The 19,544-nt window shown below is 38.8% G+C and carries 17 protein-coding genes; 15 read left to right on the forward strand and 2 right to left on the reverse strand.

Annotated elements, in window-relative coordinates:
* The first annotated feature begins 1 nt into the window (after nucleotide 1).
* The 4 genes from dat to CD122_RS01480 all read left to right on the forward strand — a co-directional run bounded on the left by dat (nucleotide 2) and on the right by CD122_RS01480 (nucleotide 3,606).
* The gene (gene dat / locus CD122_RS01465; RefSeq protein WP_103357250.1) at nucleotides 2–850 is read left to right on the forward strand and encodes a D-amino-acid transaminase; all 849 of its coding nucleotides are present in this window, start codon (nucleotides 2–4) and stop codon (nucleotides 848–850) included.
* Between the two features lie 358 nt (nucleotides 851–1,208).
* Nucleotides 1,209–2,000: a phosphotransferase family protein gene (locus tag CD122_RS01470; RefSeq protein ID WP_103357251.1), complete on the forward strand. Its 792-nt coding sequence runs from the start codon at nucleotides 1,209–1,211 to the stop codon at nucleotides 1,998–2,000.
* Nucleotides 2,001–2,012: 12 nt separating this feature from the next.
* Nucleotides 2,013–2,660, forward strand: coding sequence for a tRNA (guanosine(46)-N7)-methyltransferase TrmB (trmB, locus tag CD122_RS01475; protein WP_103357252.1), 648 nt, complete (start codon nucleotides 2,013–2,015; stop codon nucleotides 2,658–2,660).
* Between the two features lie 112 nt (nucleotides 2,661–2,772).
* The gene (locus tag CD122_RS01480; protein WP_103357253.1) at nucleotides 2,773–3,606 is read left to right on the forward strand and encodes a YtnP family quorum-quenching lactonase; all 834 of its coding nucleotides are present in this window, start codon (nucleotides 2,773–2,775) and stop codon (nucleotides 3,604–3,606) included.
* Nucleotides 3,607–3,681: 75 nt separating this feature from the next.
* Here CD122_RS01480 and CD122_RS01485 read toward each other — a convergent pair whose 3' ends face one another.
* A complete protein-coding gene (locus tag CD122_RS01485) occupies nucleotides 3,682–4,002 on the reverse strand; it encodes a hypothetical protein (RefSeq protein ID WP_240624103.1) in 321 nt (106 codons plus the stop codon).
* 98 nt (nucleotides 4,003–4,100) lie between these two features.
* Here CD122_RS01485 and CD122_RS01490 point away from each other — a divergent pair, with 98 nt between their 5' ends.
* From CD122_RS01490 to CD122_RS01540, 11 genes are all read left to right on the forward strand, one after another.
* Nucleotides 4,101–5,171, forward strand: a complete 1,071-nt coding sequence (locus CD122_RS01490) for a M42 family metallopeptidase (protein ID WP_103357254.1) — start codon at nucleotides 4,101–4,103, stop codon at nucleotides 5,169–5,171.
* A gap of 20 nt (nucleotides 5,172–5,191) precedes the next feature.
* On the forward strand, nucleotides 5,192–5,500 hold the full coding sequence (locus CD122_RS01495; protein ID WP_103357255.1) for a thioredoxin family protein: 309 nt from the start codon (nucleotides 5,192–5,194) through the stop codon (nucleotides 5,498–5,500).
* Between the two features lie 232 nt (nucleotides 5,501–5,732).
* Complete coding sequence (locus CD122_RS01500; RefSeq protein WP_103357256.1) at nucleotides 5,733–6,593, forward strand: DUF1444 domain-containing protein; 861 nt, start codon at nucleotides 5,733–5,735, stop codon at nucleotides 6,591–6,593.
* 11 nt (nucleotides 6,594–6,604) lie between these two features.
* Nucleotides 6,605–7,204: a YtpR family tRNA-binding protein gene (ytpR, locus tag CD122_RS01505; RefSeq protein ID WP_103357257.1), complete on the forward strand. Its 600-nt coding sequence runs from the start codon at nucleotides 6,605–6,607 to the stop codon at nucleotides 7,202–7,204.
* Between the two features lie 17 nt (nucleotides 7,205–7,221).
* A complete protein-coding gene (locus CD122_RS01510; protein ID WP_103357258.1) occupies nucleotides 7,222–10,557 on the forward strand; it encodes a DNA translocase FtsK in 3,336 nt (1,111 codons plus the stop codon).
* A 24-nt stretch (nucleotides 10,558–10,581) separates the two neighbouring features.
* Nucleotides 10,582–11,895: a UDP-N-acetylmuramate--L-alanine ligase gene (gene murC, locus CD122_RS01515; protein ID WP_103357259.1), complete on the forward strand. Its 1,314-nt coding sequence runs from the start codon at nucleotides 10,582–10,584 to the stop codon at nucleotides 11,893–11,895.
* A gap of 75 nt (nucleotides 11,896–11,970) precedes the next feature.
* Nucleotides 11,971–12,408 carry a DUF948 domain-containing protein gene (locus tag CD122_RS01520; protein ID WP_103357260.1) on the forward strand — a complete coding sequence of 146 codons (438 nt, stop codon included), beginning with the start codon at nucleotides 11,971–11,973 and terminating at the stop codon, nucleotides 12,406–12,408.
* A gap of 209 nt (nucleotides 12,409–12,617) precedes the next feature.
* Nucleotides 12,618–13,946, forward strand: coding sequence for a hypothetical protein (locus tag CD122_RS01525; protein WP_103357261.1), 1,329 nt, complete (start codon nucleotides 12,618–12,620; stop codon nucleotides 13,944–13,946).
* Nucleotides 13,947–14,163: 217 nt separating this feature from the next.
* Complete coding sequence (locus CD122_RS01530; protein WP_103357262.1) at nucleotides 14,164–15,255, forward strand: bifunctional 3-deoxy-7-phosphoheptulonate synthase/chorismate mutase; 1,092 nt, start codon at nucleotides 14,164–14,166, stop codon at nucleotides 15,253–15,255.
* A 292-nt stretch (nucleotides 15,256–15,547) separates the two neighbouring features.
* On the forward strand, nucleotides 15,548–16,537 hold the full coding sequence (gene ccpA / locus CD122_RS01535; RefSeq protein ID WP_103357263.1) for a catabolite control protein A: 990 nt from the start codon (nucleotides 15,548–15,550) through the stop codon (nucleotides 16,535–16,537).
* A gap of 262 nt (nucleotides 16,538–16,799) precedes the next feature.
* The gene (locus CD122_RS01540; protein WP_103357264.1) at nucleotides 16,800–18,467 is read left to right on the forward strand and encodes a formate--tetrahydrofolate ligase; all 1,668 of its coding nucleotides are present in this window, start codon (nucleotides 16,800–16,802) and stop codon (nucleotides 18,465–18,467) included.
* A gap of 62 nt (nucleotides 18,468–18,529) precedes the next feature.
* Here the strand turns inward: CD122_RS01540 and CD122_RS01545 are convergent, their stop codons facing one another.
* Nucleotides 18,530–19,426 (reverse strand): biosynthetic peptidoglycan transglycosylase, encoded by an 897-nt coding sequence (locus CD122_RS01545; protein ID WP_103357265.1) that lies wholly within the window; start codon nucleotides 19,424–19,426, stop codon nucleotides 18,530–18,532.
* Nucleotides 19,427–19,544: the final 118 nt, after the last annotated feature.

The raw sequence follows: 19,544 nt of genomic DNA on the forward strand, positions 1-19,544 counted from the left end.
TATGACAAAAATCTTAGTAAATGATGTGTTAGTTGAAGAGCAAGATGCAAAGGTCGCATACAACGATAGAGGTTATAACTTTGGCGATGGTATCTATGAATACGTGCGTTTATATGACAATAAGTTGTTTACCGCGAAAGAACACTTTGAGCGTTTGTTGAGAAGTGCACAAGAAATCGGGTTAGATATTGATTATACGGTGGAATCACTAACTGAGCTTGTGCGAAAGTTAGCAGAGGCAAATGGCGTGACTGACGGTGGTGTCTACATGCAAATTACACGTGGGGCAGCGCCAAGAGATCATGCGTTTCCAACACCACCTGTGGCACCTGTGTTAACAGCTTTTACAAAGTCTTATGAGCGTCCGTATGAAGAATTGAAAAATGGTGTTTCCGTTGTGACGACTGATGATGTACGTTGGTTGCGCTGCGACATTAAGAGTTTGAACTTACTCGGAAATGTTTTAGCAAAAGAATATGCGACGAAGTACAATGCTGAAGAAGCGGTACAACATCGCGATGGTATTGTAACGGAAGGTGCGTCTAGCAATGTGTATGCAATTAAAGATGGTGTAGTACATACGCATCCAGCAAATAACTTGATCTTAAACGGTATTACACGTCGCGTGATTCAATGGATTTGTGACGATGAAAACATCACATTCAATGAAGAACCATTTACTGTAGAGTTTTTAAAAGCTGCTGATGAAGTCATTATTTCGAGTACGTCTGCAGAAGTTATGCCAGTTGTGACGATTGATGGAGAACCAGTAAACGGCGGACAAGTTGGTCCAATTACACGTCAATTACAAGAAGGATTTGAACGCTATATCGCTTCACATTCACACTAAAAATTCTGACAATCTGCACGATAAAACAGAAATGAAATTTTCATGACATATTAAAACGACACACAAGTAAAACGACACATTTTGTGTTTGATTTTTGGTTGAAAAATAAGCGTAATAACTATACACTTATTAATGAGTCTAAAAATAGTACGTGGATAATTATTTGAAAATGAATGGCAATTAATAAAAGGGCTGGGACGTGTATCTCAGCCTTGAATAGGCTATTGGCGATAACGTGTGTGTGCGAGGTTTTATTTGATATGCATGCTATTTGCCGGGGTGGGACATTAAACGCTCATAATATTTATGAGTACACTGTCCCACTCCCTTTTCTCTTTGAAAGTGAGGTGAACATGTTGTGGAGCAGTTCTATCAGTTAGGTTGGACATTGGATTCAGCAGGTGGCGTGTCAGGTGAGGCATACATGGCTGAACAAGATGGACAGAAGTTATTTTTGAAAAGGAACTCAAATCCTTTTATTGCGGCGTTATCGGCAGAAGGTATTGTGCCAAAGCTCGTATGGACGAAACGTATTGAAACGGGTGAAGTAGTAACAGCACAGCACTGGAAAAATGGCCGTGAGCTTGAAGCGGATGAAATGGGTCAAGCGCGCGTGGCACAGTTATTAAAGAAAATCCATCAATCCCGACCATTACTGACGATGTTAAAACGTATGGAAATGGCACCTATCACACCGGAGATTATGTTGAATAAAATTAATGCATCGTTATCAAGAGAAGTTCTTACACACCACGTGGTAAGAAAGGCATTGACGTATTTAGAAGATCATATGCCTGAATTAGATGCGAGATTTTATACGGTCGTACACGGTGATGTAAACCATAACAATTGGTTGCTGTCAGATAAGGATGAATTATTCCTTGTTGACTGGGAAGGTGCAATGATTGCGGACTGGGCAATCGATATTGGTATGCTGCTTTACAATTATGTTCCTGAAAGCCAATGGTCTGAATGGTTAGATACTTATGGCGTGAAAGAGACAATGGATCTCAAAAAACGCATGAAATGGTATACCGTCATTCAGTCGATTGGTATGGTTCAATGGAGTGAAGAGCACAAGCGCTTTAAAGAAATGAACACATGGCTTGAGTTTTTAAATGATGTCATGACAAGTAATTTATTTATATAAGGAGTTATAATCATGAGAATGCGACATAAGCCATGGGCTGAAGATTATTTGCGTGAGCATCCAGAGATTGTAGACATTGATTGCGATCATGCAAATTCTGTGTCACAGTGGTTCGATAACGACCATCCGATCCATATTGAAGTAGGTTCGGGTATGGGGCAGTTCATTACAACGCTTGCTTCACAAAACCCACACATTAACTATATTGCGATTGAACGCGATAAGAATGTGATGATCCGCGTATTGGATAAGGTGAGAGATAAAGGTCTCACGAATATTAAATTGTTGTGTAATGATGCGGTCGTGTTAACGGATTATTTCGCAACAAATGAAGTTGCGCGTATTTATTTAAACTTCTCTGATCCGTGGCCTAAAACACGTCACGCTAAAAGAAGATTGACGTATCACACATTTTTAGCGATTTATCAACAAATTCTACATGAAGATGGCGATATTCATTTTAAAACAGACAACCGTGGTTTGTTTGCGTATAGTTTAGAAAGTATGTCGCAATATGGCATGTATTTTACAAAAATCAATTTGAACTTGCATGAAGAAGATGCAGAAGATAATATCGAAACTGAATATGAGCATAAATTTGCAGAAAAAGGGTCGCGAATTTATCGCATGGAAGCAAAATTCCACGCGCCAAAAGCATAAACTTTGCGTCTAAAACATCACTCACAAAATGGAGAGTGGTGTTTTTTGCATTTTATTTGATGAACAGCCTTCAATATCGCTAAAATAGAAGTAATGATAGGGGGAATGCGTGATGAAACTAGGTAAATTCCAAATTGATGTGCTCAACGGTGGCGATGTCAAAATGGATGGAGGTGCAATCTTTGGTGTGGTACCGAAACCATTATGGGCGAAAAAGTATCCGTTCAATGACAACAACCAAGTGCCATTATCGACGCATCCAATCTTAATTAGAACGGACGACTGTAACATGATTATTGATGCGGGTATCGGTAATGGTCGGTTGACTGATAAGCAAAAACGCAATTATGGTGTTGGTCAAGAAGCAGATATTGAAAAAAGCTTGGCACAATACGACTTAACACCTGCAGACATTGATCTCGTGTTAATGACACATATGCATTTCGATCATGCGACTGGTTTGGTGGATGAAGAAGGACATGCAACGTTTCCAAATGCACAGCACGTGATTCAACAAGATGAGTGGCACGAGTTTGTCAGTCCTAATATTCGTAGTAAGGCAACATATTGGCCGGCGAACAGAGGCGATTATGAAGTGCGTACGATTTTATTTGAGAAAACATACACACCGTACCCTGGTATTACAATGACACATACAGGTGGTCATAGCTTTGGTCATGCGATTATTGAAATTGAAAGTGAAGGACAGAAAGCGGTCCACATGGCGGATATTTTTCCGACAGTTGCACATGTGAATCCATTGTGGGTTTCTGCATATGATGACTATCCAATGCAGTCGATTCGCGCAAAAGAGCGTCTCACGAAACGCTATATTTTAGAAGATTATTGGTTTTTGTTTTATCATGATATTAATTATTTGGCTGCGAAGTTTGATACAGATGGCAAAACAATTAAAGAAACGATTGAACGACCAAAATTTGAATAGGCATCAAAAAAGGGACACAACGTGCATACAACCATCCTAACGTGGTGGTTGCACATGTTGTGTCCCTTAGTCGTATTAAACTTCAATAATGTCTATAACTTGACCATCATATGCATCAGCAATAAAAGTATAGTGGTAAACTTTACCATTACGCAGTGCACTAATGCCGCCTTTATAGACTTCATACTCGATTCCAAACTTGCGATAAAGTGTTGGCTCATAGACAATGTATGAACCCGTGACATTTTGAAAATAATCTTTTACGGATGCAATCACTTTCTCTGCAGGGTAATAACTTTGTTTGTTTTTATTTAGTGTATAAAAATAACTACCTGTCATCAGAATCCCAATTGTAATAGGAATCATCAGTGGCCATTTTTTCTTTGTATTTCTCAATTACATCGCCCCCATGAAAACATATTTCTAGTGTACCACAGCTGAGATGTTATACTAAAGTAAGAATGTAAGAGAAAAAAATAGGGGAGCGTGTGTCTATGACAGAAAGTACATTACAACATATAAAAAAACTGACTGAAATGCATGGTGCACCTAACTTTGAACATCGTGTTCGTGACTATATGAAGCGTGCGATGACACCGTATGTCGATGGCTTTGTTGATGATCGTATGGGTGGTTTTTATGGTGTGAAAAAAAGTGCGAATCCAAATGCACAGCGTGTGATGGTAGCGGCGCATATGGACGAAATTGGGTTTATGATTACGGAGATTACTGCACAAGGTTTTATTAAGTTCACAGCATTAGGTGGTGTCGCGAATGATATTTGGCAAGGGCAACGCTTAAAAGTGTTAACACAGCAAGATGAAGAAGTTGTAGGGGTCGTTGCGAATATTCCTAAACATTTTAGAACGGGGCAGGAAGGTGCACCGAAAATTGAAGATTTGTTATTGGATATTGGTGCGACATCGCCTGAAGAAGTGGCGGAACGTGGGATTGTGATTGGCGATCCGATTGTACCACATACCGAACTTATTCAATTGTCGGAACATCGATTTGCGGCTAAGGCATGGGATAACCGTTATGGCTGTGTGATTGCAATCGAACTGTTAGAACAACTTAAAGACGTTGAATTGGACTTTGATTTGTACGTAGGTGCCAACGTCCAAGAAGAAGTCGGTTTACGCGGTGCACGTGTAGCAGCAAACTTAATTAAGCCGGATATTGCATTTGTTGTCGACTGCTCGCCGGCTAACGATATGAAAGGACGTCAAGGGCTCTCTGGCGTACTTGGAGACGGTGCATTGTTGCGTATTAAAGATGGTACAATGTTATTGAAACCAGCATTCAAGCAATTTTTAATTGACGTTGCAGAAACACATAATATTCAATATCAACATTACATCTCACCAGGTGGTACAGATGGTGGTGCAATCCATCAATCAGGCATCGGTGTACCAACCGCGGTTATTGGTGTATGCGCACGTTATATCCATAGTTCTGATGCGGTATTTGATATTCGTGACTATGCAGCGGCGAAAACGTGGTTATCACAATCTGTCCAAGCATTGGATGCACAAGTCATTTCAAAATTACAGTATGAAATCTAAATAAAAGGAGTGTTGTTAACATGAAGCAACTTGAAAATATTGAACAATATGAAACGTATAAACAAAAGGAAACAGTTTTTCTATTTACGGCAGATTGGTGCCCAGATTGCCGCGTCATCGAGCCAGGATTACCAGAAATTGAAGCGAAGTTTACACAATTTGAATTTGTATCTGTAGATCGCGATCAATTTATCGACTTAGCGATTGAAGAAGGTGTTATGGGTATTCCAAGTTTCTTAGTGTATAAAGCAGGCGAACGTGTTGGGGATTATATCGGTAAAGAACGCAAGACAATTGAACAAATTGATGCATTTTTAAGCCGATTTTAAGCTTTCACGAAGAAGGTAGTAGTGGATCAGCGTGCACTTTCTGAAGCCCACTTAACCTTGTCGAGGTGGGACAATAGAATCTTTTTAGAAAAACTGAGATTCCTGTCTCACGCTGAAGATGTAAAGACACAATTACAAAGCAAGATTTCAACCCTTGGGACGCACGTTTTTTCTAGTCCTAAGGGTATATTTATTGTAAACTAATATAAGGCATGAAATTAGGAGTGAAAAAATGAATGTCTTTAAAATGAGAGATTTATTAAAAACACGTTTGAGTAATCTAGAAGTAGGTTTTCAATTCAATCGTGATAAAGAATCACTAAGAATTTATCGCACGGATAATCAAAAAGGTGTGACAGTCAAGCTTTCACCGATTGTTGCGAAATACAATAAAGGACAGCAACAAATCGTTGAAGAAATTGTGTACTATGTTGAAGAAACGATTGCACAAATGCAAGATGAATCAACGAAGACACTGGATGATATTCAAATTTTACCTGTGATTCGTGCGACAAGTTTTCACGAAAAAACACCTGAGGGTCATCAATTCCTAACAGATGCCCATACGGCTGAGACACGTATTTACTATGCGCTAGATTTAGGTAAGTCGTATCGTCTCATTGATGATAAAGTGTTAGAAGATCTTGGACTTACTGCGCAACAAGTGAAAGAAATGGCATTGTTTAATGTGCGTAAGTTAGATATTTCTTACAAAACGGATGAAGTCAAAGGAAATATATTCTATTTCTTTAATACGAATGATGGCTATGATGCGAGTCGAATTTTGAATAAACAGTTACTACAAGACTTCGAGGCGAAATGCCAAGGCGAGATGTTAGTGGCTGTACCGCATCAAGATGTGCTGATCATTGCGGACATTCGCAATCATACAGGTTATGATGTTATGGCGCATATGACCATGTCATTTTTTACAAATGGTTTAGTGCCGATTACATCATTATCGTTAAGCTATCATGATGGAAAATTTGAACCGATTTTTATATTAGGCAAAAACAATAAACAAAAGTCCGCGCAAGAGCCGAATGTTGTGCAACATTTGCGTGCGACAAAAGATACAGAAACGGATGAATAGGAGAGAAAACAATGAATTTATTTTACAATCCAACAGGTGTTGGCGACGTAGCATTTGTACAATTAGAAGTGGTAGAAGGCCCGTTTGAATACGAAAGAACTGGCGATGTTGTGACGATTAAAAAAGATGACAAAGTTGTAGGATTTAATATTTTCAAAGCTGCTGAATCATTGAACATTGAGGGTGTAGGACATATTAAAATGACAGATGCGTTGTTATCTGACATTCAAGCAGCACTTCAAGCGTCTGGTGTTAATGCAGAATTAGATGTTGATTTATCACCAAAATTTGTCGTTGGTTATGTACAAGAAAAAGAGAAACATCCAAATGCTGACAAATTAAGTGTATGTAAAATTGATGTCGACACTGAAGTTTTACAAATTGTGTGTGGTGCACCAAACATTGAGCAAGGGCAAAAAGTTGTCGTTGCAAAAGTAGGTGCGGTAATGCCAAGTGGTATGATTATTAAAGATGCAGAATTACGTGGCGTGCCATCAAGTGGTATGGTGTGCTCTATGAAAGAGTTGGATTTACCGAATGCGCCACAAGAAAAAGGGATTATGGTTTTAGAAGATTCGTATCAAGTAGGACAAGCATTTTTTGAAGAATAAGGAGAGGGTGTGAACTCATGAGTTGGTTTGACAAATTATTTGGCGAAGATGATAAGTCTGCAACGACACGTCGTTCATCCCAAAAACGTTCACAACACCAATCTTCACAAGAGACGTCACAGGGGCTTATCCCGCAAACGAATGATGTCTATCAACGACCGAGAGGGAAGTTTCGCTTTCCGATAGATATGCATGATGCGCATCATACAATGGATGAAACGGATATGGCACATACGACAAGTCAACAGACTGAACCTGCACATAGACATAGTGATCAGCGTCCGTCGTATACACTCGATAGAAGGCAACGAAGACATCGCAATGGTGTGCGTGTGAAAGGAACTGAGACACCATCAGCGTCTGATTTACAAGTGTCACGTAGCAATACGCTGTCTACACATTATCGCCGTCCATCGACGACATATCGTGCAAATGGTGCGCGTGATACGGCAGCGACACGTCAACAAGAAACACGACCAGCATACCATCGTCCTGACTTCAAAGCGTCTGAAGTACCATCAGCAATCTTTGGAACGAAAGCACGTCGTGAGATTAAGAATAGTGGGTTAAAGCAACCACAAAATACGCAAGCGAATGATGGACATACAACGCGTGATGTGACGAAAACAACACGTCAAGCACCTGTAAAGCGTCCATCATCTACAAGTCAACGTAGTAAAAAGCAAGCAACACCAAACTATTCTAAGCGTGATAACACAATTAATATTGAGAATATCTATGCGTCTCAAATTGTTGAAGAGATTAGGCGTGAGCGTGAAAAGAAAGTACTACAAAAGAAACGCTTTAAAGAATCATTAGAGCAAAAGAAAGCAGCACAACAACAGGATGACAGTTCCGATATTCAACAAGCAATTGATGCCATGCATGCGCAACAGGCGAAACAATTGCTAGGTGCTGCATATGACATGGACGATACAGACAATCGTGATGTTTCGGAAGTGTTAGAAAGTGTGAAGCAACTAGAAGTGGCCACGCAAGATGATTCAGCAAATGAGTATGAAGATCAATACCAATACGAAGAAGTTGACTTGTCACAATATGCAGATGAGCACGATGAAGTACAAGACAGTGTTGAAGACACAAATTCAGCAGATGTAGCGACGGTTGAAGCACCTAAGAATATTGAAAGTGCACATGACGACATTGATCAACATGATACTGTGCAGATGGATGACAGTGCTGACATGACACAAGGTGTGGTTAACGAACCTGTCTCAGAAGCCACAGAAGTGCAAAATGCTGACGATGCGACGTCGGACTTTGACACGCATGACTTTGAAGACAACACTGAAATGTTACATGAAGAAGATATTAAGAATGATGCATCAGCTGTTGTATCGGACGAACCTAACGATGGAACGACTGAGCGTGACGAACAAGCAAAACGATCTGTTGTAGCACCAATCTTGAAACCAACTGTTGCTCAACATGGTGAATCAACAGTCGATATGCGTGACGATGAAGCGCAAGTAACGACGCAAGATACAGTCGACGAAACAGATGTATCGACTGCGAGTGATGTTGAAGATGCTACAGAACGTGACGTTGATGAGCAAGTGGACGAAGCTGCAGTGGTGCAGGACGAGCCAGCGCATGTCGAAGCGGATGATGCGGAAGCAGCGCAAGGCGAAACAGCTGAGTCGGCTGAGCCGGTACAAGCTGTTGAAGCAACGCGCCCAACACCTATCAGACGTAAGGCGAAACCTTTTAATGTTGTGATGACACCATCAGACAAGAAAAGACATATGGAACGTCAACAACAGCAACGACAAGTAACACCGCACAGGCAAGCGACACCGATGAAGAATGCGTCGTCTGAACAACAGACAGTGCAACGTGGTTCTGAGCGTGTCACGAGCCCGGAACTTGTTGATACGACAACTGGGCAAGGCAGCGAAAAACCTAACACGCCAGTTGCGGAGAAGAAGATACGTCGAGGTCCAATGATTCATTTACCGAGTCTTGATTTATTAGATGCACCGGAAGTTCATGAACGTGATGAAACATGGATTGCAGAGAAGAAACAAGAGTTAAATGACGCATTTTACTATTTCAATGTGCCTGCAGAAGTCGTTAATGTCATTGAAGGACCAAGTGTGACACGTTTTGAACTGTCTGTTGAAAAAGGTGTGAAAGTATCACGTATTACAGCGTTACAAGACGATATTAAAATGGCACTTGCCGCAAAAGATATTCGTATCGAAGCACCAATTCCTGGTACAAGTCTCGTTGGTATTGAAGTGCCAAATCAAAACCCAATGAAAGTGAATTTACGTGCGATTATTGAGTCGGAAAGTTTTAAAAACGCATCTTCAAAATTAACCGTTGCGATGGGTAATCGTATTAATAATGAACCGTTGTTAATGGATATTGCTAAGACACCGCACGCCCTTATCGCAGGTGCAACGGGTTCAGGTAAGTCAGTATCTATTAACAGTATTTTAATTTCATTACTTTATCGCAATCACCCTGAAGAGTTGAAATTATTGCTGATTGATCCGAAAATGGTTGAACTAGCACCTTATAATGACTTACCACACCTTGTGGCACCCGTTATTACGGATGTTAAAGCAGCAACGCAAAGCTTGAAATGGGCAGTTGAAGAGATGGAAAGACGATACAAACTGTTTGCTCAAGCACACGTGCGTAACATTACAGCTTTCAATAAAAAAGTGAGTTACGATCAACGCATTCCTAAGATTGTGATTGTCATTGATGAGTTGGCCGACTTGATGATGATGGCACCACAAGAAGTTGAACAATCAATTGCACGTATCGCTCAAAAAGCGCGTGCATGTGGTATTCATATGTTAGTCGCAACCCAACGTCCATCGGTGAATGTTATTACAGGATTAATCAAAGCAAATATTCCTACTCGAATCGCATTTATGGTATCATCAAGTGTGGATTCAAGAACAATTTTAGATAGTGGCGGTGCAGAACGTTTACTAGGCTATGGCGATATGTTGTATCTTGGAGGTGGCATGAACAAGCCAATCCGTGTTCAAGGTACATTTGTGTCAGATGACGAAATCGATCGCGTTGTGGACTTTATTAAAGCACAACGTGGACCGGAATATTTATTCCAAGAGCAGGAGTTATTGAAGAAAACGGAAACACCTGCTAAAGATGAGCTTTTTTATGAAGTGTGTGAATTTATGGTGCGTGAACAGAGTATATCCACATCACTGATTCAACGTCATTTCCAAATAGGTTATAATCGTGCAGCGCGCATTATTGATCAATTAGAACAATTAGGATACATTTCCGGGGCGAACGGTTCAAAACCGAGAGATGTTTATCTTACAGAATCAGAGTTAAGCGAACTATAAAAAACAGAAAGGAGCGATTGTGTCATGACGAAATACCATTTTGTCGGTATCAAAGGATCTGGTATGAGCTCATTAGCCCAAATTTTATTTGATTTAGGTCATGAAGTACAAGGTTCTGATATCGAAGGATACGTATTTACGGAAATCGCATTAAAAAACAAAGGGATTACGATTTTACCCTTCACAGCAGAGAATATTAAAGAGGGGTTAACCGTTATACAGGGAAATGCTTTCGCTGATACACATGAAGAAATCGCTCGAGCACACGAACTCGGACTGAAAGTAATACGCTATCACGACTTTTTAAGTGAGGTAGCGAATCAATACACATCTGTTGCTGTAACAGGTGCGCATGGAAAAACATCAACAACTGGCTTGTTATCGCATGTGATGAATGGCGATAAAAAGACATCATTTCTTATTGGTGATGGTACAGGTATGGGCTTACCTCAAAGTGAATATTTTGCGTTTGAAGCATGTGAATATCGCCGTCATTTCTTAAGTTATGCGCCGGATTACGCAATTATTACAAATATTGACTTTGATCATCCTGATTATTTTAAAGATGTTGATGATGTCATTGACGCGTTCCAAGGCATGGCAAAAAATGTTAAAAAAGCTTTAATTGCATGGGGAGATGACCCACATGTTAAATCAATTAAGGTAGATGTGCCTGTCTACTACTACGGTTTTGACGAATCAATGGATGTTTATGCGAAAAACATTAAAATAACAGATCAAGGTACAGAATTCGATGTTTACGTAAGAGGCGAATTCTATGATCATTTTATTTCACCACAATATGGTGATCATACGATTTTAAATGCGTTGGCCGTCCTAACAATCGTTTATTTAGAAAAACTAGATGTTGAGAATATTAAAGAGGCATTAATTACATTTGGTGGAGTGAAACGTCGCTTTAATGAGACGTTCGTACACAATCAGGTGCTCGTTGATGATTATGCACACCATCCGAGAGAGATTAGTGCTACAATTGAAACAGCTAGAAAAAAATATCCAAATAAAGAAGTTGTTGCGATATTCCAACCGCACACTTTTTCAAGAACGAAAGCATTTTTAAATGAGTTTGCTGAAGTACTCAACCTTGCAGATCAAACATACTTATGTGATATCTTTGGTTCAATTCGTGAAAATGATGGCGAATTAACAATCAATGATTTATTAGCACTTGTTGATAATGGACAACTCATCTCTGAAGCGGATGTGTCTGTATTGAAGAAACATGACAATGCGGTCCTTCTCTTCATGGGAGCGGGAGACATTCAAAAAGTACTAAAAGCATATATGGAAGAAGTGGGGATTGACCCTGTATTCTAATGTTTGACCTTGACAAGAATGGGTATTTATATAAAATATATAGCATAATTAAATGTCATTAGGAGGCGTTTTTGAATGGAATGGATTTTACCAATCGCAGGGATTATTGCTGCAGTTGCTTTTTTAATTTTAGCTATCGGTATCGTTGCAGTATTAGTATCTGTCAAAAAGAACTTAGATCATGTTGCTAAAACACTTGATGGTGTAGAAGGACAAATTCAAGGTATTACACGTGAATCTACAGACTTATTACACAAAGCCAATCGTTTAACTGAAGATATCCAAGACAAAACAAACCGCTTAAACTCAGTGGTTGATGCAGTAAAAGGTATCGGGGACTCAGTTCAAACATTAAATGGTTCAGTTGATCGTGTGACACACTCAATCACACACAACATTTCACAAAATGAAGATAAAATCTCTCAAGTTGTACAATGGTCAAATGTTGCAATGGAAATTGCTGACAAATGGCAAAACAGACAAAATCGCCGCAACCACGTTGCAAAGAAATAGGTTGTTATTTCGCAGAGCGCGATGAAGACACAATTTAATAATGAATATAGAATAGGACTGACAGAATATTTGTTTCAGTCCTATTTTTTTAAAACCAAAAAGGTGGTATTCTATAATAAAGTAGGGTTTGGGTAGAATTTTTGAGAAAAAGGCTTTTGCCACCCAAGCAAAGTGGATTAATCGTGATAATGTCAAGGAGGACGGAGAGAATGGAAAATAAAGAACATACACAGTTTTCGCAAAGCAATGAAGCAAATCATAATTTAGATTTTGCGGTAAGCTTTATTGCGGGAACACTTATTGGAAGTGTCGTAGGTTACGCTGTGAAACCTTTTGTGACACACGTTGTTAATTATACGCAAGAACATGAATTAACGAATGTGAGCAAGCAATCACAAAAAATTCGTCAAGAAGCATTGCGTAAAGCTGAAGAAATCAAAGGTAAAGCACAACAGATTAAAGCGGATGCACTTCATAAGAAAGAGGATCAACTAGATGAGCCAACTGTTGCACAACGCGAAGCACAACAGCGTGCAATTAGAAGTGAAGTAGATTCTGATCGACTTGAAGCACCAACAAAACCAACGTATCATTTCAGTGAAAAGAAAGATAAACCGGTTGAATTAGCAACATTAAAAACGCGTCATCAAACAATGTCTGATGCAGGCACTGTCGAGACAGTCGAACCGTCAACAGAACCAAAAGAAGAAGTAGCGGTGTCGTCATTAGCAGCAATGCGTCAAGCGATGGCAGCTGATAAGCCAGTAGCTACACCAGAAAAAGCTGTAGAAGACAAACCAAAAGCAGCAGAAAAAGAAGAAGTAGCAGTATCATCATTAGCAGCAATGCGTCAAGCAATGGCAGCTGATAAGCCAGTAGCTACACCAGAAAAAGCTGTAGAAGACAAACCAAAAGCAGCAGAAAAAGAAGAAGTAGCAGTGTCGTCATTAGCAGCAATGCGTCAAGCAATGGCAGTTGATCAACCGGTAGCTACACCAGAAAAAGCTGTGGAAGACAAACCAAAAGCAGCAGAAAAAGAAGAAGTAGCAGTGTCGTCATTAGCAGCAATGCGCCAAGCCATGGCAGTTGATAAGTCAGCTGAAGCATCGGAACAACCAAAGTCGGTTAACAATGCATCATCAGAAAAGAAAGTACAAAAGTCTTATGTGAAGAAGCCGGTAACTACAGTTGAACAACGTGTAGAACAAACACACCGTGAAGCAAGATTTGAAAATGGTGTGATTACACATGAAAAACCAAGTCAGGCGAAAAAAACAGCAACACGTAAAAAGCCGACACAAGCTAAGAAATCTACGCCACGTAAAAAGGCCACACAGGCGAAAAAAGCGACTGCGAAGAAAACACCAGCGAAAAAGACAGCACCAAAGAATTCACAAGCAAAGACGGCGTCAAAAAATTCGCAAGCTAAGACAGCACCAAAGAAAGCGACAACTTCAAAATCAGCAACGCAAAAATCAACGCAAGAGAAAGTAAAGAAAACAACGAATAAAGTTGAAAAACATACATTTAAAAAATAATGATGTATCATTGAAATATATGAGATTGTCTAAGTCACTGACGTAGGGTGAGATGCCGAAATCGTCAGTGACTTTTTTTGATGAGAATTTTCGAAAAATTTAATAAATATTTGGTTTGAAAGGTTGCAAAAGCGATTTATACCTGTTAATATACTAAATATCCAATAAAGCTTTTTATCGCTTTAAAGTATATAAGAAATTCGTTGAGGTGACAAATATGACAAACAAGTTAGAACTATACAGAGCAGAAATAGAAGAAATCAACGACCAAATACTTGATTTATTATCCAGAAGAGGTCATTTGGCGCAAAAGATTGGAGAAGAAAAGCGCAAGCAAAGTACGGTAATTTATGATCCGCAACGTGAAAAAGAAATGTTGAATACTTTGATTGATAAAAACCAAGGTCCGTTTAATGATAATGTCATCAAACAATTGTTCAAAGAAATCTTCAAAGCATCGACAGACTTACAAAAGTCAGATAATGAAAAGCACTTATATGTGTCACGTAAATTAAAACCAGAAGATACAATTGTCCAATTTGATAACGGTGGTATCATTGGACAAGGACATAAATCATTTGTCTTCGGTCCATGTTCTGTTGAGTCTTACGAGCAAGTTGAAGCCGTCGCGAAAGACTTGCATGCGAAGGGCGAAAAGTTCATTCGCGGTGGTGCATTTAAACCAAGAACGTCACCTTATGATTTCCAAGGTTTAGGTGAAGAAGGTCTACAAATTTTAAAACAAATTAAAGATAAATATGATTTAAATGTTGTCAGTGAGATTGTACATCCAAATCATTTTGAATTAGCAGATCAATACTTAGACGTCTTCCAAATCGGTGCACGTAATATGCAAAACTTTGAATTATTAAAAGAAGCTGGACGTACAAACAAACCAATTTTATTAAAACGTGGTTTATCAGCTACAATTGAAGAATTTGTATACGCAGCTGAGTACATTGCATCTCAAGGTAATCAAAATATCATTTTATGTGAACGCGGCATTCGTACATATGAAAAAGCAACACGTAACACACTTGATATTTCTGCAGTACCAATCTTAAAACAAGGCACACATTTACCAGTACTTGTAGATGTAACACATAGTACAGGACGTAAAGACATTATGTTACCAGCAGCCAAAGCAGCGTTAGCAATTGGCGCGGATGGTGTGATGGCAGAAGTACACCCAGAGCCTTCTGTAGCATTAAGTGACAGCGGCCAACAAATGGATCTAAATGAGTTTAATACATTCTACAATGAAATTAAGCCGTTATCTGAAATGTACAATCAGAAGAAATTAAAATAAAAGCAATAAATGAATAACTTAAACACTTTACTGGAAAGTTATGCGTTTTCGTGGCACAATGAAATCTTTAGAGCGTCAGATTTCATTGTGTCACTTTTTGTGTAAAGAACAATAACTTACTTATATACATAAATTATAAAATTTCTTTTATTTCAATGAATAAAATTGACAAATAATTGACAAGAAAGCGTTTTATATTTCATCCGTAAGTGAAGTGTGTTAAACTTTGAAAATGATATGAAAACAGACTACAATAATATAGGTAACGCTTACAAGGAGGTTAAAAATTACAATGACAGTAACAATTTATGATGTTGCACGTGAAGCGAAAGTTTCTATGGCGACCGTGTCACGTGTTGTGAACGGCAATCAGAATGTAAAGCCGGCCACACGTGATAAAGTGAATGAAGTAATAAAACGATTGAATTATCGCCCAAATGCAGTGGCTAGAGGTCTCGCAAGCAAACGTACGACAACAGTGGGTGTGATTATTCCTGACATCTCAAATATATATTATTCAGAGTTGGCGCGTGGTATTGAAGATATCGCAACAATGTATAAATATCATACGATTATTTCAAATTCTGATGATGATCCGAAGAAGGAACGTGAGATTTTTAATAATCTTTTAAGTAAACAAGTGGATGGTATCATCTTCTTAGGTGGAACAATTACTGAAGAAATTCAAGAACAAATTAGTAAATCATCAGTTCCTGTGGTTGTATCAGGTACAAATGGTAAAGAAGCTGATGTTGCATCTGTTAATATTGATTTTGTCAAAGCAAGTGAACAAGTGACGGAGAAATTACTTGAAACAGGTGCGAAAAAGTTTGCCTATATTGGTGGCGGCTATTCAAAAGTTGCACAAGAAGAGGTTGCTAAAGGTTTAGAAAACACGTTGAAAAAACATGGCTTATCAGTAGACGAACATTTAGTGTATGTTGGTAATGAAACATATCAAGATGGTTTACGCGCATTTGAAGCAATTAGTGAATACAAACCAGATGCGGTGTTATCAATTAGTGATGAGCAAGCAATTGGTGTCGTACATGGTGCGTTAGACCACGGTTTACGTGTACCAGAAGATATTCAAGTTGTGAGCTTTAATAACACACGTTTAGTTGAAATGGTACGTCCACAATTATCAAGTGTCATTCAGCCACTTTATGATATTGGTGCAGTAGGCATGCGTTTATTAACGAAATACATGAATAAAGAAGAAATTACTGAACAGAACGTGACACTACCACATACGATTCGTTATCGTGGTACAACTAAATAATGAGTAATCCAAAGCAATGTAGCCACGTGTTACATTGTTTTTTTGGTTACTTCAATCTTTTAAATCTTCAAGTATCGAACAATATAAAGATAAAATAGATAATAAAATTGCTTTTTCGACAGAATTTGACATTTAATACAATGAATCTCCTGATATTGTTCGACATTTACAAGGGAGTTCGCTATTATTAGAAGTGGATAGAATTTACAGAATTATATGTTTACATCTAATTTTAAATGAATAAATTAAGGGGCTGAATAATGTGAGTCATTTATCAGATTTAGAGATTGCAAATCAAGCAACATTAAAACCTATTAAGGAGATTGCTGATAAAGCTGGAATTGCTGAAGAAGCTTTAGAACAATACGGACACTATAAAGCAAAAATTGATATTTCTAAAGTTCAACCAAGAGGCGGTAAAGGGAAAGTTGTACTTGTGACAGCGATGAGTCCAACGCCAGCAGGTGAAGGGAAGTCAACAGTGACTGTCGGCTTAGCGGATGCATTCCAACATATCAATCAAAATGTGATGGTGGCATTACGTGAACCTGCACTTGGACCTACTTTTGGTATTAAAGGTGGCGCAACAGGTGGCGGTTATGCGCAAGTTTTACCAATGGAAGATATTAACTTACACTTCAACGGTGACTTCCATGCGATTACTACAGCAAACAACGCATTATCTGCATTTATCGATAACCATATTCATCAAGGCAATGCTTTAGGTATCGACCAACGTCGTATTGAATGGAAACGTGTATTAGATATGAACGACCGCGCATTACGACAAGTGGTTGTTGGCTTAGGTGGACCAACGCAAGGGGTACCACGTGAAGACGGTTTTAACATTACAGTCGCTTCTGAAATTATGGCGATTCTATGCTTAAGTACAGATATTATGGACTTAAAAGCAAGCATTGCAAAAATTACTATCGGTTATACGCGTGATCGCAAACCTGTAACAGTTAAAGATCTCGGCGTTGAAGGTGCGCTTGCGATGATCTTAAAAGATGCGATTAAGCCAAACTTAGTACAAACAATGGAAGGTACACCTGCATTGATTCACGGTGGTCCATTCGCCAATATCGCGCACGGTTGTAACTCTATTATCGCAACAGAAACAGCACGTAACTTGGCTGACATTGTCGTAACAGAAGCAGGTTTCGGTTCTGACTTAGGTGCTGAGAAGTTTATTGACATCAAAGCGCGTAAAGCCAATTTCGAACCAGATGCAGTTGTACTTGTTGCAACGATTCGTGCGCTTAAAATGCACAGCGGTGTTGCTAAAGATAACTTAAAAGAAGAAAATGTTGAAGCAGTTAAAGCAGGTATTGCCAACCTTGACAGACATGTAAACAATATTCGCAAGTTCGGTGTTGAACCAGTTATTGCTTTAAATGCCTTTATTCATGATACAGACGCAGAATTTGAAGCTGTACAACAATGGGCAAAAGACAATGATGTACGCTTATCTTTAACGGAAGTATGGGAAAAAGGTGGCGCTGGTGGTGTCGACCTTGCTCAAAAAGTGCTTGAAGTAGTTGAACAACCGCAAAACTTTAAACATTTATATGATTTAGAGCAACCTTTAGAAGCTAAAATTGAAACAATCGTTAAAGAAATTTACGGCGGTTCAAAAGTAACATTTACATCAAAAGCGCAAAAACAATTAAAACAATTTAAAGACAATGGTTGGGATCATTACCCAATTTGTATGGCTAAAACACAATATTCATTCTCAGACGATCAGACACGCTTAGGTGCACCATCGGACTTTGAAATCACGATTCGTGAACTTGAAGCCAAAACAGGTGCAGGCTTTATCGTTGCATTAACAGGGGCGATTATGACAATGCCAGGTTTACCGAAACAACCTGCCGCATTAAAAATGGACGTGACTGAAGACGGACATGCCATTGGTTTATTCTAAGTTGAATATATAAAAATAAGGAAAGTCGCTACAATGATATGTAGTGGCTTTCCTTATTGTCGTTACGGATTCAGATGTTGCGGAATATTGTATGTGAGCGCTTCTTCATATTCTTTATGCGTAATCATTTGTTCAATTAACATACGTTTAAGTACGTAGCGTTGTCGATTAATAGAAGGCGCCATTTCACTTTTAGGACGCAATTGACCATGTTGATCAAATGGTGTGTAATAATATGGACTTTGCAGTAATCCAGTAATATAGGCAGACTCAGCAATATTTAATTCACTCGGAGCTTTACCGAAAATCCCATAGGCCGCAGACGTAATCCCTGTAATATGTTGCCCATTGGTATCTAAACCAAAAGGCACACGATTCAAGTAGGTGAAAATAATTTCATCTTTCGTCATCAATTTTTCAATACGCATCGCATACATAATTTCTTTAGCTTTTCGATTATATGTCCGTTCATTTGATAAAATTTGGTTTTTAATCAATTGTTGCGTAATGGTACTCCCGCCCGTCGCAAATTGATGTTGAAAAATATCTTGATAAATAGCGCGTACAACCGCTTTAGGTAATACGCCGTTATGTAAATAAAATTGGTCATCTTCAGCAGCAATAAGCGCCTTTACGACATATGGAGATACTTCTGAAGGTCCAGCAATCAATACGGGTTCAGGTGCATCATACAATGCGATAAAATCTGTGTTTGGAGATGTCGCAGCTTGCAATTCCGGTAGTGTCGTCACTTTTTGAACCAATGCGGTATCATCTAGTTCGTGTGATTTATAGACGATATTTGTAAAGTAGATGAGTATGATACTGACAAAAAGTAACAAAGCACATATTAAACCGATAACGCATGTGAAAAAGATACGCTTAATACGGACACAAAATGTATCAAAACGTGTAAACCAAGTATATGTTTGTTCATATGATTCACCGGATTCTTTCATCATGCACACCTCCACTATGCCAATATTATAGCATACAATATTTTTATAGCACTTTTTCAAAAAGCAGTACGGGTTGACATACAAATTAAAAAGTCTATAATTATAGGAAAATGTATAT

Origin of the sequence: Staphylococcus rostri (assembly GCF_002902145.1) — a bacterium.
Classification (GTDB): Bacteria; Bacillota; Bacilli; order Staphylococcales; family Staphylococcaceae; genus Staphylococcus; species Staphylococcus rostri.

Excerpts from the sequence above, each read along its gene's own strand:
- dat (WP_103357250.1), top strand. The coding sequence starts at position 2 with ATGACAAAAATCTTAGTAAATGATGTGTTAGTTGAAGAGCAAGATGCA.
- trmB (WP_103357252.1), top strand. The coding sequence starts at position 2,013 with ATGAGAATGCGACATAAGCCATGGGCTGAAGATTATTTGCGTGAGCAT.
- CD122_RS01480 (WP_103357253.1), top strand. The coding sequence starts at position 2,773 with ATGAAACTAGGTAAATTCCAAATTGATGTGCTCAACGGTGGCGATGTC.
- CD122_RS01490 (WP_103357254.1), top strand. The coding sequence starts at position 4,101 with ATGACAGAAAGTACATTACAACATATAAAAAAACTGACTGAAATGCAT.
- CD122_RS01495 (WP_103357255.1), top strand. The coding sequence starts at position 5,192 with ATGAAGCAACTTGAAAATATTGAACAATATGAAACGTATAAACAAAAG.
- CD122_RS01500 (WP_103357256.1), top strand. The coding sequence starts at position 5,733 with ATGAATGTCTTTAAAATGAGAGATTTATTAAAAACACGTTTGAGTAAT.
- ytpR (WP_103357257.1), top strand. The coding sequence starts at position 6,605 with ATGAATTTATTTTACAATCCAACAGGTGTTGGCGACGTAGCATTTGTA.
- CD122_RS01510 (WP_103357258.1), top strand. The coding sequence starts at position 7,222 with ATGAGTTGGTTTGACAAATTATTTGGCGAAGATGATAAGTCTGCAACG.
- murC (WP_103357259.1), top strand. The coding sequence starts at position 10,582 with ATGACGAAATACCATTTTGTCGGTATCAAAGGATCTGGTATGAGCTCA.
- CD122_RS01520 (WP_103357260.1), top strand. The coding sequence starts at position 11,971 with ATGGAATGGATTTTACCAATCGCAGGGATTATTGCTGCAGTTGCTTTT.
- CD122_RS01525 (WP_103357261.1), top strand. The coding sequence starts at position 12,618 with ATGGAAAATAAAGAACATACACAGTTTTCGCAAAGCAATGAAGCAAAT.
- CD122_RS01530 (WP_103357262.1), top strand. The coding sequence starts at position 14,164 with ATGACAAACAAGTTAGAACTATACAGAGCAGAAATAGAAGAAATCAAC.
- ccpA (WP_103357263.1), top strand. The coding sequence starts at position 15,548 with ATGACAGTAACAATTTATGATGTTGCACGTGAAGCGAAAGTTTCTATG.
- CD122_RS01545 (WP_103357265.1), bottom strand. The coding sequence starts at position 19,426 with ATGAAAGAATCCGGTGAATCATATGAACAAACATATACTTGGTTTACA.